Here is a 17,529-nt window from a genome sequence, read left to right as displayed (position 1 = left end):
ATATATAGAGTATGCAGGCCGGAGGAGGGAAGTACTCGTCCGGCCTGCCTGACCTTACGGCAAGGTCTTCAGCACGGTCTTCGTCGGCACGGAGAAATTATAGTTGTCGTGGCGGTCCCAGTTGATCGACCACGTCATCACGCCGCGGAAGTCCGGATATGCCTGCAGCGGCTTGATGGTGCCGCAGTTGAGCAGGCGCGTCAGGCAATTGAGGGCGTTGCTGACGTCGGCATTCGTCGTGAAACCCGAGCCGGCCGAGCTGCGCCCCGACGGCACGCCAAAGCCCACCTGGTCCGGACGCAGGCCGGCAAAGGTATTGCTGCCGTAATTGAAACCTTCGATCAGCATGCGCGCCGTGGCCACCAGCTGGTCGGCCGAGCCGGCCTTGATGGGACCTGTGGCGTACGGCGTATAGATATCGCCATTGTTGTAGTACTGCGGGTGCAGCACCGTCAGCTCCGAGCGCAGGGCGTTGATGATGGGAATGTAGGCGCCCCAGATGCTGCCGTAACTGGTGTAACCACCTTCCACGTACACCCATTCCGGCGCCATCGACAGGTAAAAACTGCTGCCGACCTTGGCTTTCAGGTTTTTCACGGCGATCGGCAGATAGGTCTGGATGGCCGCGCCTTGCGCCACGCCGTTTTCCAGGTCCAGGTCGATGCCGTCGAAACCATATTTGGTGATGATGGCGTACAGGCTGTTGGTGAAATTCGTCGCTTCGGCCGTGTTGCCGACGGAAACGGAGCCATTTTGCCCGCCCAGCGACAGGATGACTTTCTTGCCCTTGGCACGCTTGGCGGCCACGTCGGCGATGAATTGCGCTTCCGTGCCGGCGCCCGGATCGATGGTCAGGCTGACATTGCCGCCGCCCGCGTTGTCGCCGAACGACACGACGATCACGTCCCAGTCGTCGCTGACCTGGCTGATCGGATAGGTGGCGCCGCTGGGGTTGGTGAAGTTGTGCCAATAGCCGATCAGCGCGTGTTTCGCCAGGCCCGTGGGAGTAGGCGTCGGTGTTGGAGTTGGAGTCGGGGTAGGTGTCGGAGTAGGCGTCGGGGTGGGAGTCGGCGTAGGTGTTGGGGTAGGCGTGGGTGTCGGAGTTGGCGTAGGAGTTGGCGTCGGCGTGCCGCAGTCTCCCACTGCCGTCCAGGGCTGGCCGCTACCGGCGCCGCCGTTGCTGGTCGACGGGTTATTGCCTTGCGTCCACCAGTTGGCCGTGTAATTGACGTTGTTGTAGCTGGCCTGGCCGCCGCCGTTGTAGGCCGTGCCGCTGTTCCACGGCGCATAGCAGGCGACCGCTTGCGTGGCGCCGGCCAGCAGCTGGCTTGCGCCTGCGCTAGATCCTTCGCTGCCACCGCCGCAGGCTGCCAACGTTCCCCCGAAGAGGGTAATGATGAGGGTATTCATGACTGTCCGGTTCATTGCGTCTCCTTGTGTATTTTTTTTGCAGGCCGGCTGGACACCGTCCGATTTTTCAGAGTGCAAGCATTGCAGGTGGTAGTCAACTGGTTTTATTCTTTGCGCAAGATCACAATACCAGTTGCCGTCTTTCCCCAGTTGAAGGGCGATGCGGGCCATACCAGTGGCTGTTTTCTGGCGCGCTGGTATGGTGCTTGGATTGGTGACGGGAGCAGGGCGGGGAAGGGAGGAAGAATCTCGCAACGGCTATGACGCTGTTTCCTGACGCAATACGGCATACGATACGCGACAGATCCAGCAGCCTCTGCGTCAAGGCCACGGCCTGATCATCGGAATTTAATGTTGAGATTCCTCATTGAAAATAATCTGTAAATGGCTGATTTCATTGCCTATTTTGTTGATGCTGCTGGCAGTGGAATATTAGTCGCGGGCGGCAATTTGCCACCAGTCAAGCGCATGTGTTCCTTCATTAAAGAAAGCCTGTAAGTTCCTGTATGGAACCATGCCACGACGAAAGCGAGAAGATGAAAAAGATAGTGATACTGGGTGCAGGCGGACAAGTGGCGCAGTGGGTCATCCGCGCCTTGGCGGGCCGTGAAGACATTGCCTTGACGTTGTTGTTGCGTAATCCCGCCAAGCTGCCTGCGCCAGTCCCGGCAAACGCCGCCGTGCTGGCCGGCGACGTGCTGGATCAGGCATTGCTGCGTCAAACGATGCCTGGTCACGACGTGGTCTACGCCAATCTGGTCGGCGACGACATGGAAGACCAGGCCAACAGCATCATTGCTTCCATGCAGGCCTCGCATGTCGAGCGCCTGATTTTCGTGCTGTCGATGGGCATCTACGATGAAGTTCCTGGCAAATTCGGAGAATGGAACAGCGCCAGGCTGGCGGAACACCTGAAACCATTCCGCCGCGCCGCCGACGCCATCGAAGCATCAGGCTTGGCATACACGATCGTGCGCCCAGCCTGGATGACGGACGAAGACGAAGTCGACTACGAACTGACGACGCGCCACGCGCCATTCAAAGGCACCGTGGTGTCGCGCAAGAGCGTGGCAGACCTGATCGCCAGCATCATCGAAGCGCCAGAACTGCACCTGCACGCCAACCTGGGCGTGAACAAACCAAACACGGACGGAGACAAGCCATATTTCATGTAGCTTGTTCAAGCGGCGGCAACAGCGGCGCGCAGATAGGGAAAATCGCGTTTGCGATTGGGGAGTTGGCAAAATGGGGGTTTTCTCAAATTCATCCATAACTTCGCATAATTTATATTATGTCAAATTAAGACGGGAGGTGGCAAGTACTTTTGGTCCCTCAATCCCCTCAAGCTAGACGCTCCATACAGCGCCCCATTTGCTAATTTTCTGTATGGAGCCAGCGGCCAATAGACTTAGCAGTTAACTAGAAATCATTTGGTCACCCAATTCCAAAGCCTGCATGTCCAGGTCCTCACCATCGGTTTCCCTCCTGCCTAACAACATTTCCTGTGTCGAAGCGTCAAGATTTATACGTAAAGACTCAATTTCCTTTTCAAATCCAGAAAGCTCCTTGGTGCGCTCTACTACTCCTTCCCGCAGTGCAAAGAGTATTGAATGATTGTACTCTACGTGGCTACTTGGGATAACATTATGCAAATGAAGAGAGACAAAGGCATCTAACCTATGCGTCACAGATAGATCCCAAGTATTTACCACAGGTTGCTTCCTAATTGAATGCGAAACTGTTTTCCATATTTCGCAATATGAACTTACAGTTGATCCAGGGTAATCTATTAAAGAGGTACAATCATTGCTGATAACGGCATTCGAAACCTCTCTTTGTACGGTTAATTTTGGATGCATTCCTGCAACATCAGATATGATGTGATATTCAGACGTATCTAAAAGATAAAATAATGGATTAATCGCTCTTCGAGCTTTTTGCAGTGACCCTCTCGTATGATCATGAGTGTCAACACGTATATCCAATGCTGCGTTCCTATATTTCTCGCGCAGGGCTTTTGTCCTAGACATTATGTCGATAAATTTCAGACCGCCACTTCCTCTATTTTGATTCGCCCAACTTCTAGCAATTATCTTCTCTAATGGAATATGAAATCCCTCATCCCTCAAATTTCTTCTTGTGGATTCAAATCTACTTAAATCAGTCTTTAGCCAGTTTTCTAATAACTGGCAATAATTGAAAAAATCCTCTCCTTCAATTGGATTTGTATTGGTTTCGCTCTCCCATTGAAGTAAAGAGTAAACCTCTTCTTTTTCATGGTTTGGTGACAGTCCAAGCTCAGAAATTAATGCATTTACTGCAGTTTTTGTTGTTTCAATTTCACTTCTATGGCAAACAATAGTAATGTCATCAACATATCGAAAGAATTTATCGCCAAATTTCTCGCATAATTTTTTATCGAAATCTCGCAACAATATATTCGCAAGTAAATGTGACACTTCTGTGCCAACAGGTAGCCCAGACGGCGATTCCATCAATTGCTGTATCGAAAAATCAACAAAAACCTTTAGGTCAATATGCTGTTTCATTTCCAAATGAAACTTCTTCAACTTATCGATCATTATCTGAATATTTACAGATGGATAAAATTTTTCTATATCAAAGAAAACAGCAACATGATCTTGCGATTTAGTCAAGCAAGATAAAATAGCTTTATTTCTAGCTTCATACTCAGGAAGGAAATATTTATAATTTGAAGATGTATTATGATTTGCAATTCTATAGCTAAAAACGTTTGGAGGACTTATCAGATGTTTAAACAGTGAAATCTCGTTGATTAAAAATGCCTCTGCTGCAGCTGTTGTTGGGCTTGGAGTCAGACATCTTCTATACTCTAACTTTCCTTCCGAATTAATTCCCTTAAATATTGAATATTTTTTGTAATTCCAATGCTCAGAAGAGTTCAACTTCTTTTGAATGGATCGTTCTATAATCGCCGCTTGCATTGCGCTAGGATTTTTAGCTCTAATTTTCGCGCCCAAAAAGGCAGGATCGTAACCTTTTCGCAATGCATTAACTGGTCTATTTAATATATATTTCTTCATTATTTCGCCAAATCCATGAGAAGATAATCAGCTGCAGTTTTTTGAGCCCCCTCGGAATGAGGGTCGAGCCAAGTGTATTCTTGCTTTACTATACGTTTAGTACTTCTCTCATCATCCGCAACATCTGGCTTATCTTTCATGAAATCGACCCAATATTTCGGCATCCATTTTTTCTCAGTTAGCGGCTCCACCCATAAAAAAGCACTATTGTTTTCCTTGAAAGATTCGGCAATTACTTGATAAGACTTGGAAAACTGAGAAATGAAAACGCTTTTCTTTACTCCAGATATTGCAGAACAAAGCAATAAATATCTAGGATCAATGCCAATTCCAAGAATTGGAGAATTTATGACCTCTGATTTTATTTCTTCTATCTTAACCCTAATTTTATCATCATCTGTAATGTCCACTTCGTGCTTCTTAATGGTAGTGTGGATTCCAAATTTACTATAATCAGACTTAAGGGAGTCCAATAAGCACTCATAATGATTTAAAGCGTTTTGACTAAAATCTATAGCATGTATATCTACGTCAAGCGGATCCATTGGAAGAGTAAGATTTTCTCGCATTTTACATATCGTATTCAACAGCGACATAGTTCCAGCGCCGTGGCCTGCGGCAATATCAATAATATAAATATGTCCATCTGTCAACAATCCAAGAACTTCCAATTTTATATCTTCACAATCTTGCTGTTCAATGCAAGCTATAACTTGTGTACGTGCAGCAGAATTTAAATAACGCGCGATCAAATGTTTATCGCTCTCGTCGTCCTGCGCACCACCGACAGCGCCACAATAATCTTTTCCAGAATTCTTCAACTGATCTGCAAATCCAATTTTTGTACAGTATTTCGCATGACTATCTATTGTATACGGAGCTAATGTCATGCACTTAATTCCATCATGCTCTATTTCAAATTTTGGATACATAAAAACCCTGTTGATATTTAAATTCAATAAAGCTAACCATCCGTTTAAACCACTTGAAAATTACATTTGCTATTATAAATAAAATACAACATTACCACAAAACTAGCATAAAAGAGCAACCATCAGAATAAAATTTAACTATTGAAATCTCCGCGCTTGGCTCGACCGCAGATTCCATGGCAGCGGATATCATCCTTAAAACAGCGTTCACAGACCCGTAAACGCAGACAGTACCGTGCCTGCTGAACTGCCCATTTCGGCACCCCAAGCATGTACATAAAATCTTCCAGCATCCTCGTGCGATTGACCGCCCGCCAGTTTGTCCGTCTGGAGTTGCGAATGATCCAGTACTGATTGCGAAACTCTCCTCAATTTGCTCAAGTATCCGCAGTGAATTAGCGTCAAAATGCGCCATAGCACGTCCCTCCTCCCCGTCAATCAAGGTGGAGTAACTGTCAGAAGGGACAATCGTCCACCACTTGTGGCAATCCCGGTGCGGTCGCCAGGTACACGACGCCGAGATTGTTGTTGCACCAGGTCTGCAGGCCGGCCATGCAATGGCCTGATAGCGCCTGGAATGCGACCTGCGCAGCGCGCAGCATGTTTGTACAAAACGGCACCCGCCATACATCGACTTCCGGCACCACGATGCCCCTGGAGCGGAAGTAGCGTTTCTGGTCGAGCGTCCTGCACTGCGTTTCCTTACCGCAGTATTTCGCTATATAGCTGGCGATCTTGTGCGCCCCGGCCACACCAAAGCCGAAACGGTGCGGGTTGCGGACGTGGACTTGGCCCAACTGCTCGCCGTTCGGGCCACGCCCCAGGATGCCTTGCCAGATGGAGCGCAGCAGCGCATACATTTGTCGCCCCGCGACGGCCACATGAAAATGCAAGGCGCCACGGGCCTGTTCTTCAATGACCGCCACATAATGAAATTGTTTATGCTTACCAAGTTTTCGAGAAAAGGCTTTCCAGTGTTTTAATGCAAGTTCGCGGTCCAGCATGTTTTCTCTGTAGGTCAACCCGAGCGGGCTTCACCGCACTGGCTGCACCATACTTTTGCCAAGGCGGCCCATCCGACCGACCAAAATATTGGGACTGCGACAGCTTGGCCCGGGCATCGCTTTTTAAGCACAACCATGCCTTATACCGGGCAGGCCTTGGTGGAATTAATCAGGGCACCAATTCGATCATCCCCGAAATTTTCATAGTAGCGAACGGATAGCCATTTCATGCGTGTATTGGGAAAGCGTTTACGTGTTCGATTGATTCTTGCAGTACATGCAGTGTCTGGACGACTAAAGCCGGAGAGCGTCCTGTGCCGGCGGACATTGATAACGCATTAGATGAATTTGTGGCGCTCGCGCGACGGCGCACACGATCTCGGAATTTTGTGATTCCCTCGTGATCGGTATGCCCTTCATTCGTCGCCGGCGCAAAATATCGTTCAGACACCCGAACCAAGAGGATGTATACAAGGAAATAGTGGTGTATATTTAAACATTCAAGAATTAGGCGACCTATGGCAGATAATTCCAATGAATGGCCTGGAAAGCAAGAATTTCATGCTTTAGCACTTACAGGTGGAGGTTACCGTGGCCTGTTCTCCGCGCAAGCCCTTGCTAGCATGGAATACACCACTGGGAAACCAATAGGACGAAGCTTCGATCTCATCTGCGGTACGTCAATCGGTGGAATAGTGGCGATTGCGGCGGCGTTTGAGATACCTATGTCGAAGGTTGTCGAGGTATTCGAATCGAGGGGGGCATTAATCTTTCCTACCGATCGACGCGCACCGGAAGGTAGTATTTTAAAAAAAATCGACCTAGCAAGGCACCTTGGAAAACCGCGATACTCAAGTTCGCCCCTGCGTGCCGCTGTTGAGGCACTAATACCGCCGGATACGCTTCTAGGCGAAGCAATCCATCCCCTCGCAATTCCAGCCGTCAACCTTACACAAGGGAGTCCACAGGTCTTCAAAACACGGCACAAGTCGGAGTGGCAGCGCGATAGTAAGCTGAAGGTTGTAGACGTCGCGCTTGCGACGTCAGCAGCACCAACTTTTTTCGAATTAGCCGAGATAGGAGGCGACCGTTACGCCGATGGCGGACTATTTGCAAACGCTCCGGACCAGATCGCTCTTCATGAAGCTGAGCATTATTTTGGGGTTCCTTCCAGTTCAGTACATATATTAAGCATCGGGACCACGACGAGGTCCTATTCAGTCGCCCATTCAGCCGGCCGCAATTTTGGGATCGGCACATGGATGGATGACGCAAGACTACTTTCTGTCATGATTTCAGCACAGCAGCAGTTCATTGGCCAGGTAGTAGCTCATCGCCTTGGTGAGCGCTACCTTCGAATTGATCGCGAGCCCTCGCATGAACAAGCGGAGGAAATGGGGCTCGATATCGCCACAGAAAGTGCGCGGTCGACGTTGATTAGCTTGGCGAAAAAGGCCGTGACCGACATCATGCACACGAAACTACTGCCCTTTCTCGCCCACACTCCTTACTTGCGAATCATTAAAGACTAATATGGCCAAAGCTGCGCATCTTTTCAGTGGTAACGCCTCTGACTCACTCATCAACCGCGTCACCCCAACCGTTGAGCAGCGCGAGTTTCTGCAACAGCAGTGGAACGATATGCGTGACTATGTGTGTCCCAACCTACAAGAAGAGTCTGGCTATCCGATATCCACCTGGCTTCAAGGATCGTACAAATACGGCACACTAATCCGGCCTGTTCACATTGATGAAGAGTACGATGTCGATGTGGGCATCTATTTCAAGTGGGAAAAAAAAGATGGTGAGGCATTTCCAGCTCCGGAGCAGCTTCGCACATGGGTTCAGACTGAACTGCTTGGTTATGCGGACGAGTGTAGTGATGTCCGTAAAATAGAGGCCCCTGCAAAAGAGCGATGCTCGAGAGCCGTGTATAAAATGCAGTTTCACATCGACACGCCTGTCTACCATCTCGATCCGTCAACCGACAGGCGGCAGCTCGCCACTTTGAGCAATACTTGGGAAAAAAGTGACCCAAAACCTATCTACAAATGGTTCAAGGACGCCGCATCGGGTAGCGCGCGAGAACAGCTTCGCAGGCTTATTCGGTACTTAAAGGGATGGGCTGCTGTTGCTTTCGTAGAGACGCCGGAGTCACGGCCGTCTTCAATCCTGCTTACGGTGGTAGTAACTCAGGCATACCAGGATGCATGGGTCGACCGGTTGCTTGCGCTTCGGGACGACGAAGACGCCTTGGTTGATGTTATCGTCCGTATCCACAAGCGGCTCTTCGCTTCATGCCAAGTGCGTAATCCGGTCGACGAGAACGAAGATCTCAATCGCATGTCTGCTGACGCTTGGGATGCATTCCTTAGCAGCCTACAATCCCTTGAGGATGCGGCTGCACGTGCCGTCGATGCCGCAGATGAAGCCGCAGCTGCCCTAATTTGGTCAGAGCCTTTTTCGTTTCTTATGCCTTTGCCAGATGTTGAGGCTGTCGAAATGCAAGAGGAAGCCTCAGGCCGAGCTGTTATGCAAATCCCCGACGTCGTGATCACTGTCTACCTCGGCAACAGCAAAGTGGCCCACGCATCGTACGAGAACGAAGTCCCCAACGTAGGCAAGGATTGTTGGCTGGATTTCCGGATTAAGAACCCGCACGTCATTCCAGACTATGCGACAGTCGAGTGGACGGTTCGCAACGCTGGACAAGAGGCCGATGGCATTGGTGACTTGGGGCATCGGCAAATGGGGATGCGATTACTAAGCGTGCGCGAACATACCTCATACATTGGTAAACATTTTATGGATTGTGTTGTTCGGCTTAATGGGCAGGTCTATGCCGTACGAAGAGTGCCTGTCCATATCAAAAACATTCTGAGAGCCGAGCGGAACCCGCCCAAGCCGGCTTATACAAAATTCGTCAGTCGCTTACGGCGACGCCGTTAGTTGTTTTCATCGCGGACGACGGTGGGGCGCATCGGCACGGCACGAAGCGAACATAAGCCGACTTTCGTGCGCGAAAACACGGTGTTCGTCCGTATCGCGCGCAATCATAGAGGCTGAATAGCCCGTCACGGACAAGAGCAGATTCAGTCTCTAGGTACGCACTGGAATATCGACGCGCTGCGAAAGATCTTGGCTGATCCAGTTGCTGGCGGCGAGCAGTCTCCTTCCCTCGCCGTAGATATTCGGGTTGTCATCCAATGCCCGGAGCGTCACCGCGATGACGACACGCAGCGGCTGCGCAAGCTGCGGCTCGAAAGCCCGGCGCAATAACGTCGCTTGCAAACCCCATGTTTCGCCCGCCATGCCCTTGGGAAATCGTCGCCTATAGATTTTAACGGGGGACCATTTCCCGCCGTGTTCGACTTGAGCTTCCTCGAGACCTGTCGTGCCAAGTTCGCCCAGCGCCGGCACACAACCTTTGAAGTGGGGTTCTCCTCCGGGATTGGCTGTGAAGGTGCCAAACCCGACGTCGACATTGAAGCGCACGTATTCGGCACCTGCCGAAGGATCGAGCGGCGGCGAATAGACGGCAGTGATGATCACTTCACCGCGAAATTTCCCCTCGTGTAGTAGCGATGGCGGAATTGGATACGGTGCCTTGCGCCATTTCATGCTATCGATAATGTCCAGTTCGAATAGCATAGTGAAGCTGGAGTCGGAATCATATAACACGACACCCGGATCGCCTGGCAAGCCAGCGCCGAAGTATCGGCGCTGGGCAATGTCGCGGTCGGGAGAATTGATCTGCGCGCTGTGAACCATTAGCGCCTTCACCATGGTCGGCGAGACAGCCACCTCGTAGGGTCTCCCAGGCAGCGCAAGGCTGTGCCATGTCTGTGCAGCTATAGCTGCCGCGATCGGGGCCGCGTAGCTCGTTCCAGCCCCGCAATTGAAACCGACACCTGGCGTCAGTACATTGACGCCGATGTCGGCCGACTGCAAGTTGACATCAGCATTGCCGCCGACATGCACGATGTCCGGTTTCGGCGTAAACACTGGGCCAGGTCCGCGGCGGGAATACGGAGCGGGTTCATCGGCGCCGACCAGACTGGCCGGGTTGTCCCGGTGTGTGACTGCGCCGACGGTCAACGCGCGCACCGAGTCAGCAGGACTGGTGATGCGATCGGACAGCGCGTCGATACCGGCTGGCCAGCCGCGGCGCGGCAAATTGATGTAATTTCCAGCCGCGACGATGAACAAAACTCCATACGCGTCACTGAGCGCGTCGAGTTCACGGCCGAAGTCACTGAACTCATCGTCACCGATCTCAGCACCGCCAAGCGACAAATTCCACACCTTAATATCTGGCCGCTTTGCCAATGCCTCGCGCAGGCGAAGCATCAAATCCGTCTCCGGTGCGCCGCTGGTTTCGAGTGCGCAGACATCATGCACGCGGCAAGCGGCATGTGGAAAATAGGGATGCCCGCCATTGAGGCCAGCACTGTCGACGATGAGCGATGCAACGGCTGTCCCATGCACATAGTCCGTGTCTGGAGGAAGAACGTAGATATCGCGTCCGGACACCCATGGCCCCAGGGCTGCGCCATCGGGATCGATGCCCGAGTCGAATACTGCAACGGTGGGAAGTCCGGGGGGCGGACGAACGGCAGTAAAGCGCGGAGCAACTGGCGCTGCCGGCATGACAGCAGCTGTCGGCAGAACCTGTGGTTCGGGGCGAACATGTCGAATGCCCTGATACTGCAAGATGGCGGTAAACGCCTCCTGCGTCATCGCGTCATCCACGGCGACCAGAAATAGCGGCGGCCCGACACGTTGATCGATCACCTTGAACGACAGCTTGTAATAGCGAAGCAATTGCAAAAATCGCTCTACAACCAGTTGGGCTGTCGCAAGTGCCTGGTGCGCAAACACTTTGATCATTAATCGTCGCTGCAAGCCGCGCAGCGTGTCGAGCACTTCTGCAATCGGGTGCCCCCGCAGCGACTTCGGCAAGCGCCGCTGTGCAGTCCACGCTTCGAAACCGTCGACGGCCGATAAATTCGCCCGAATTGCCTTTGTGTTGCGCTGGCCAATTACACCGTTTAGTTGTGCGAGGTTGACTGCGTTGACAGCCACCAGCATTTCGTTAATCTCCCCGTGCCCTGCTGGAGCCATGTTCGCCTCTGCGATCAGCATCATGGGCCGGTGCGATTTTGCAACCGCGACGTCCCGCATGCGGATGACCATTACTCCAGGAACGTCGGGCGCCGTCGCTTCGGCGACAATGGCTGAGGCAGCATTTACCATCGATACCTGCAAAGCCTGGCGCAACTGAGGCGTCACGTCGAAAAGTTCTTTCCCACCGCCTCCTGTGGTGACGACGCCGGAAAGATCCCTTGAGTGATAAGAGACATGCGCGATCGGATTGCTGGTCTTGAAGCTACCTCTTGCGGGACGGTTTACCTGGGTTGCCATGTTTTCCTTGGAGAAGATGGTTTATTTGCCTTGTCGAAACAGAATATAACCGAGCCAATTCCCTGATCGAGAATATTTTTGCATCCCATTCCCGAAGCCAGCAGATTTCGTTTCCGAAGGAAGCCAGCGATTTGCCTTGGGCGAGCGCCATGGCGAGCGCGAGCCTACGAAACAGCTCGGCCACATCGACGACAGATTTGCCACTAAAGATCGCCTGCCGCTTGGCGTCCATCGTAACCAATTCAATTAAAGCGCCCGACGCGCCTTCGGACTTCACCACTAGAGTCTCCAAGTCCAAACCGTCAGGCGTAAAGCCTGCGAGCATTGTTTTCCACATTGCCGCACGTAGCTCATGGTCGGGCAACGGCAACGGCAATTGGAAGGGAAACCGCCTCCAGACAGCTGGGTCGAGCAGCCGTTCGTGATTCGAGGCGGCGAGCACAATCGTGTTCTCGGAAAGCGCATCAATGTTCTGCAATAGCGCGATCACCACGCGCTGCAGCTCACCTACGTCACGTTCATTTCCCCGCGCAGATGCCAAGGCGTCGAACTCGTCAAGGAACAGCACACAGGGACGTTGCTCGACGTAGTCAAAAACGCGGCGCAAGTTCTTGCTGGTCTGACCAAGCAGGCTACTAATCAGGGTATCGCAGCGCACAGTGAGCAGCGGCAGCTCAAGTTCAGCGGCGATCCAGCGCGCCGTTTGGGTTTTTCCGGTGCCAGGCAGACCATAAAGCAGCAGCCGCAGAGGTGATGCAGCTTTTGCGGCACGTAGATGGTCATAATGCCTTACAGTTTGCAAGAATTCCGTAATCCGATTGGCTGTGCCACTCGGCAAGTGTAAAGTGATGGCGCCCTTAACGGGCGCGCTTACGTCAACGGTGTCGAGACGGCTCTCTTGGTCAACCGGTAAGTTGGCAAAGGCCCTCGAGGCGTCTTGTGTGTGCGCCACGGCAGTCGGTGCGCGTGCCAGCCGTTCTCTGATTCGGCCAGCTATTTCACGCTCCCCGTCCTGTTCCAACTTATCCGCAAGCAAACCGGCATAGTTGGTCGACATGGTCGCGTTGGATTTCAGCGCCCCATCAATAATTTTCAATACTTCGGAAAGATGCGGAAACGCCATTTTGCAACGATTTTTCATGAAGGTGAATCGGATAGAGCAGCTATCGTAACGCAAAATTCCAATTCCGTTTCACTTTTCTTCAATATCGATTCACTTCGCTACAGCCGTGCAAATCGTAAATAGCTGGCTGGACTGTGAATCCTTAGCTGTACCGATTCAAACCTGACTTGGCAAGACTTGGCAGGTCACATCTAGCGCGCACCGCTGCCTTAACTGACCAAGTTGGCCAACGCGGAGACCAATAAGAAAATCGATGCTCTGTACTGGAATGACTGTCAGAAAGGACAATCGTCAACCACCAGTGGCAGTCACAGTGCGGTCGCCAGGTACACGACGCCGAGATTGTTGTTGCACTAAGTCTGCAGGCCATCCATACAATGACCGGTCACGGCCAGAAAAGCTGTTTGTGCAGCACGAAGCATTGTGGTGCAATGAGGTAGCCGCTATACATCGACTTCAGGCACCACAATGCCCTTGGAGCGGAAATAGGGTTTCTGGTCTAGCGCCCTGTACTGCATTTCCTTGCCGCAGTATTCCGCAATCTACCTAGCGATCTTGTGCGCCCCGGCCACGCATAATTTCATGTTTCGACAAAATGCCTTCCAGACTGTGTCACGCGTCTACAGGCCGATCTTCCGATGAACCAGCCCAATCCGCACACCTATTATGGCGGCGCCGAGGTGAGACACACCGACTATGCCCCCATGAAGGGAGACGCCAGCAGATCAAACTGAAATTGCTGATCTTTGCAAAGCCAAGCCGAATCGGCGTCTCGACCAGCATTCAGAGCGTGTCATATCACGAAATATAGACCGTAATGATTCTCATTTATAGTATAGTGCGCACAGTTTTCCTTCTTATAACCTTGCGCCCATGCCATCGATGCCATCCTCACTCCCTACTCCTTTCCCAGTCCACCATCCCCTCGCCGCCCGCCTGATCCTCGCAGGCCTGCTGATTGCCAGCGTGCCACCCTCCGTCTACGCGCAAGCAACGTCCAGCGCGCCCAACCCGCTTGCCACCGTCGTCGTCACAGGCCAGGCCGAAGCGGATGCCGGCGGGCAGATTGCCAAGAGTGCGCGGGCTGGCTTGCTGGGGGAAAAAGACTTGCTCGATACGCCGTTCAGCGTCAACAGCTACACGAGCCAGCGCATGCTGGACCAGCAGGCGCTGACTCTGGCCGAGGTGCTGGGCGGCGATCCGTCCACCCGCTTCACGGGCCAGATCGGCGGCGTCACGGATTCGTTTTTCATCCGCGGCTTTCCCCTCAACGAGGGCAATCTGAGTGAAGTGGCGTTCGACGGCGTGTATGGCGTGTCGCCCAATTACCATTTGTTTACGGAATACCTGCAAAGCGTCGAGGTGCTCAAGGGGCCGGCCGCCTTGCTGTACGGGATGTCGCCGAATGGCGGCGTGGGCGGCGTCGTCAATGCCGTGCCGAAACGCTCGCTGCCGCGCGACTTGACGCGTTTGACGCTCGATTACGGCTCGGGCTCGCAGGCTGGCGCGGCCATCGACGTCAGCCGCCGTTTCGGCGAGGAGCGGCGTTTTGGCATCCGCTTCAACGGCTTGCACCGCCAGGGCCGTACGCCGCTCGACCACCAGACGTCGCGCGCGGAAGTGGCGGCCGTCGCCCTCGACTACCAGGGCCAGCGGCTGCGCGCCTCGCTCGACGTGATCGAGCAATACCAGTGGATCGACGCACCCACGCGTCCTTTCCTCGTGGCAGCGCGCCTGCCCGTGCCCGAGGCGCCGGACGGCCGGCGCAACATCGCCCAGTCCTGGGGCTGGTGGAAGTCCAACGACCTGGCCACCTTGGGCAAGATCGAATACGATGTGAACGATAAAGTGACCGTGTTCGCCGATGTGGGCGGCACGCGCTCCGACGTGTCGCGCTATTCGGACCAGACGCCGACGATCACCAGCGCGGCCGGCGACATGACGGTCACGCCCATGAACTGGAAATTCCGCGTGCGGCGCGCCAGCGGCGACACGGGCGTGCGCACACGCTTTCGCACGGGCGGCGTCGAGCATGCGCTGGTCGTGATGGGCAATGTCTACCGCGACGAGTTTGGCAGCGTGAGCAATTCCGGCAAGCTCATCACCTCAAACATCTACCATCCCGTGGCCGTGCCCGACCCCGGCATTGCCGCACCGGCCCGCGTGCCGAAACTGTCCGCGTCGACCCTCTCCAGCCTGGCCGTGGCCGATACGCTGGACATGCTGGACCAGCGCGTGCAGCTGACCCTGGGCGTGCGCCGCCAGCTGGTCGAATCGAAAAACTACCACGCCACCAGCGGCGCGCTGACCACGCACTACAAGCAAGGCGCCTTGACGCCGCTGGCCGGCATCGTCGTCAAGCCGCTGCGCCACGTGTCGCTGTATGCGAACTATATTGAGGGCCTCAGCAAGGGCGATATCGCCCCGAACATCGCCGACAACGCGGGCCAGGTCTTTGCGCCCTACAAGAGCAAGCAATATGAAGTGGGCACGAAGGCCGATTTCGGCGTCGTGCTGGCGACCCTGGCCGTGTTCCAGGTGACCAAGCCCAGCGGCCAGTTGTATGGCAAGGTCTACAGCATGGATAGCGAGCAGCGCAACCGGGGCCTGGAGCTGAACCTGTCCGGCGCGGCCAGCAAGGCCGTGCGCCTGCTGGCCGGCATTACCCTGCTCGACGGGCGTCTGGTGAAGACCAACAACGCCGCCACCATGGGCAAGCGCCCCGTGGGCGTGCCGACGTCGATGGCCAACCTGGGCGGCGAATGGGATCTGCCGTACTGGCCGGGCCTGACGGCCACGGGCGCCGTCAGCTACACGAGCAAGCAGTTTGTGGATCAGACGAATCTGCAATCGGTGCCGTCGTGGACCAAGGTCGACCTGGGCTTGCGCTACCGCACGGCCATCGCCGGCAAGGCGACGACCTTGCGCGCCGGCTTGATGAACGCTTTCGACCGCCATTACTGGGCCGGCGTGGCCTCGTATGGCACCGTTTCGCAGTCGGCGCCCCGCACCATGCAACTGTCGGCCGCCGTCGATTTCTGAGGCGATCGGCAGTCAGGCCTTACTTGAGTTGCTGCAGCGCCTGGCGCTCGGCGTCCGCATCGAGGGGCTGGCCCGCGATGCGCGCGTCTATCGCCTGCAAAATGGCCGGGGCGGCGCTGCCCGCCATGCGGTAAGTTGCCGCTGCCGTCGTTTCCGGCTGGGTTTCCACCAGCACGGGAATGATCCACGGGCCGCCAGCCTCGGGCGCCTTGCAGGCGAGGCCGGCCAGGGCCGATGCCTGGCTGGCGCCGTCGTGGAGCGTGAAACTGCGGCAGAATTGACCGTCGGCCGTGCGGAACGTGATGCCGATGCTGACAGGCTGTCCCTGCCCTGGCGCGCTGGCCAGCTGCTGCGACAATGCGCGGGCCAGCACGCCGCCTGCCGCCATGCGGCCATCGGCGGTGCTGACGGCATCGGCGGCAACGTCTTGGCGGCCGCCGGATTCGAGCATGGGCAAGGCCATTTTCCCGATGAGTACGCCAACGACCAGGGTCGCGGCCAGCGCGCCCCACGCGGGCAAGGCCCAGCGGCTGTGGTTGGCGGCGGGCCTTGGAATGAACGCTGGCTCCGGGCTGGCGGGCGCCGGTTCGGCCGGGCGCAGTGCGTCGCGCAGGCGCTGCGGCACGGCTTCGTCGAGGATCGGGGCGAAACTGGCGTAGACGTCGTCGCGCATGGCGCGATACTGGGCCACGCGCCGGGCCATTGCGGCGTCGCCAGCCATCGCGGCCTTGACCTGCGCGCTGGTGTCGGGGTCCAGCTCGCCGTCGGCAAATGCCATCAGGATTTCATCAGAGAACTGCGTCATTTTACCCTCTCCGTATCGGACAACTGCGCCTGCAGCGCTTCGCGCGCCCGCGCCAGGCGGCTGGTCAGCGTGCCGACCGGAATGTCCAGCACCTGCGCCGCCTCTTTGTAAGGCATGCCATCGATGAGCACCAGGGCCACCACCATGCGCTGGTCCTCGTTCAGCCGGCTGATCGCTTGCTGTACAGCCAGGCGATGCACCTGCCTCTCGGACGCATCGTCGCCGACGAACTGCCCCTCTTCCTCGTTGCTGAACAGTCGGTCGCGCCGTACCCGCACCCTCACCTCGTCTATCCAGGCATTTTTCATGATTCTGAACAGCCAGCTGTCGAGCCGTGACCCCGCTTCCCACTGGCCGATATGCTTGAGCGCCCGTTCGATGGCGACTTGCACGAGATCATCGGCATCTTCATGGTTGCGCGTGACTGCCCGGCCAAAGCGCCGCAGCCGCGGCAGCAAGGCGGCAATTTCGGTGTGGAGCGATGCGACGTGTGGCGTCATTGGTCTCTGGTAAACGATGGGGTACGGGATTTTAGTCCATCCCCCAACCATTTAGGCTTAATATAATGAAACATCCTGTTTCACCGAACGCCCCAGATATTTCGCCATGCCCCCTAGCCTGCTCCTGTTAGCCCCTCCCGCCCGGCGCCTCCTGGCGCTGCTGCCCCTGTTGTTGACCTGCACCGCCGTCCATGCCCAGGGCCATGGTCAAGGTCAAGGTCAAG

12 protein-coding genes are annotated in these 17,529 nt (G+C 54.8%); 4 read left to right on the top strand and 8 right to left on the bottom strand.

Annotated elements, in window-relative coordinates; genetic code table 11:
• Window positions 1–54: 54 nt before the first annotated feature.
• A complete protein-coding gene (locus MRBLMS1_RS25180) occupies window positions 55–1,410 on the bottom strand; it encodes a chitinase (RefSeq protein WP_485882817.1) in 1,356 nt (451 codons plus the stop codon).
• Window positions 1,411–1,946: 536 nt separating this feature from the next.
• Here MRBLMS1_RS25180 and MRBLMS1_RS25175 point away from each other — a divergent pair.
• Window positions 1,947–2,585: an SDR family oxidoreductase gene (locus MRBLMS1_RS25175; protein WP_485882815.1), complete on the top strand. Its 639-nt coding sequence runs from the start codon at window positions 1,947–1,949 to the stop codon at window positions 2,583–2,585.
• Between the two features lie 240 nt (window positions 2,586–2,825).
• On the opposite strand, the gene MRBLMS1_RS25170 is transcribed toward MRBLMS1_RS25175, so the two are convergent.
• The 3 genes from MRBLMS1_RS25170 to MRBLMS1_RS25160 form a co-directional block, all read right to left on the bottom strand.
• Window positions 2,826–4,475 carry an RNA-directed DNA polymerase gene (locus MRBLMS1_RS25170; RefSeq protein WP_485882813.1) on the bottom strand — a complete coding sequence of 550 codons (1,650 nt, stop codon included), beginning with the start codon at window positions 4,473–4,475 and terminating at the stop codon, window positions 2,826–2,828.
• Window positions 4,475–5,365: a hypothetical protein gene (locus MRBLMS1_RS25165; protein ID WP_485882811.1), complete on the bottom strand. Its 891-nt coding sequence runs from the start codon at window positions 5,363–5,365 to the stop codon at window positions 4,475–4,477. Before MRBLMS1_RS25165 ends, MRBLMS1_RS25170 begins: the two co-directional genes overlap by 1 nt.
• A 497-nt stretch (window positions 5,366–5,862) precedes the next feature.
• Window positions 5,863–6,429, bottom strand: a complete 567-nt coding sequence (locus MRBLMS1_RS25160; protein ID WP_485882809.1) for a rolling circle replication-associated protein — start codon at window positions 6,427–6,429, stop codon at window positions 5,863–5,865.
• A 500-nt stretch (window positions 6,430–6,929) separates the two neighbouring features.
• Here MRBLMS1_RS25160 and MRBLMS1_RS25155 point away from each other — a divergent pair, with 500 nt between their 5' ends.
• Both MRBLMS1_RS25155 and MRBLMS1_RS25150 read left to right on the top strand, forming a co-directional pair.
• Window positions 6,930–7,943 carry a CBASS cGAMP-activated phospholipase gene (locus tag MRBLMS1_RS25155; RefSeq protein ID WP_485882807.1) on the top strand — a complete coding sequence of 338 codons (1,014 nt, stop codon included), beginning with the start codon at window positions 6,930–6,932 and terminating at the stop codon, window positions 7,941–7,943.
• A gap of 1 nt (window position 7,944) precedes the next feature.
• Window positions 7,945–9,360 (top strand): CBASS cGAMP synthase, encoded by a 1,416-nt coding sequence (locus tag MRBLMS1_RS25150; protein ID WP_058051057.1) that lies wholly within the window; start codon window positions 7,945–7,947, stop codon window positions 9,358–9,360.
• A 150-nt stretch (window positions 9,361–9,510) separates the two neighbouring features.
• Here the strand turns inward: MRBLMS1_RS25150 and iteS are convergent, their stop codons facing one another.
• Window positions 9,511–11,835, bottom strand: coding sequence for a S8 family anti-phage peptidase IteS (iteS, locus tag MRBLMS1_RS25145; RefSeq protein WP_485882804.1), 2,325 nt, complete (start codon window positions 11,833–11,835; stop codon window positions 9,511–9,513).
• On the bottom strand, window positions 11,801–12,976 hold the full coding sequence (gene iteA, locus MRBLMS1_RS25140; RefSeq protein WP_485882802.1) for an anti-phage ATPase IteA: 1,176 nt from the start codon (window positions 12,974–12,976) through the stop codon (window positions 11,801–11,803). The genes iteS and iteA overlap by 35 nt, the downstream gene beginning before the upstream one ends.
• 864 nt (window positions 12,977–13,840) lie before the next feature.
• On the opposite strand from iteA, the gene MRBLMS1_RS25135 reads away from it, so the two are divergent.
• Window positions 13,841–16,000 carry a TonB-dependent receptor gene (locus MRBLMS1_RS25135; protein WP_485882800.1) on the top strand — a complete coding sequence of 720 codons (2,160 nt, stop codon included), beginning with the start codon at window positions 13,841–13,843 and terminating at the stop codon, window positions 15,998–16,000.
• A gap of 19 nt (window positions 16,001–16,019) precedes the next feature.
• Here MRBLMS1_RS25135 and MRBLMS1_RS25130 read toward each other — a convergent pair whose 3' ends face one another.
• The gene (locus tag MRBLMS1_RS25130; protein ID WP_485882798.1) at window positions 16,020–16,805 is read right to left on the bottom strand and encodes an anti-sigma factor family protein; all 786 of its coding nucleotides are present in this window, start codon (window positions 16,803–16,805) and stop codon (window positions 16,020–16,022) included.
• Window positions 16,802–17,305, bottom strand: a complete 504-nt coding sequence (locus MRBLMS1_RS25125; protein ID WP_139089018.1) for an RNA polymerase sigma factor — start codon at window positions 17,303–17,305, stop codon at window positions 16,802–16,804. The genes MRBLMS1_RS25130 and MRBLMS1_RS25125 overlap by 4 nt, the downstream gene beginning before the upstream one ends.
• Between the last annotated feature and the right edge of the window lie 224 nt (window positions 17,306–17,529).

Origin of the sequence: Massilia sp. LMS1-1-1.1 (assembly GCF_040815535.1) — a bacterium.
GTDB classification, from domain to species: domain Bacteria; phylum Pseudomonadota; class Gammaproteobacteria; order Burkholderiales; family Burkholderiaceae_D; genus Janthinobacterium; species Janthinobacterium aestuarii.
Note: the sequence above shows the minus strand (reverse complement) of the source record. Positions and strands in the feature narration are given on the sequence as shown.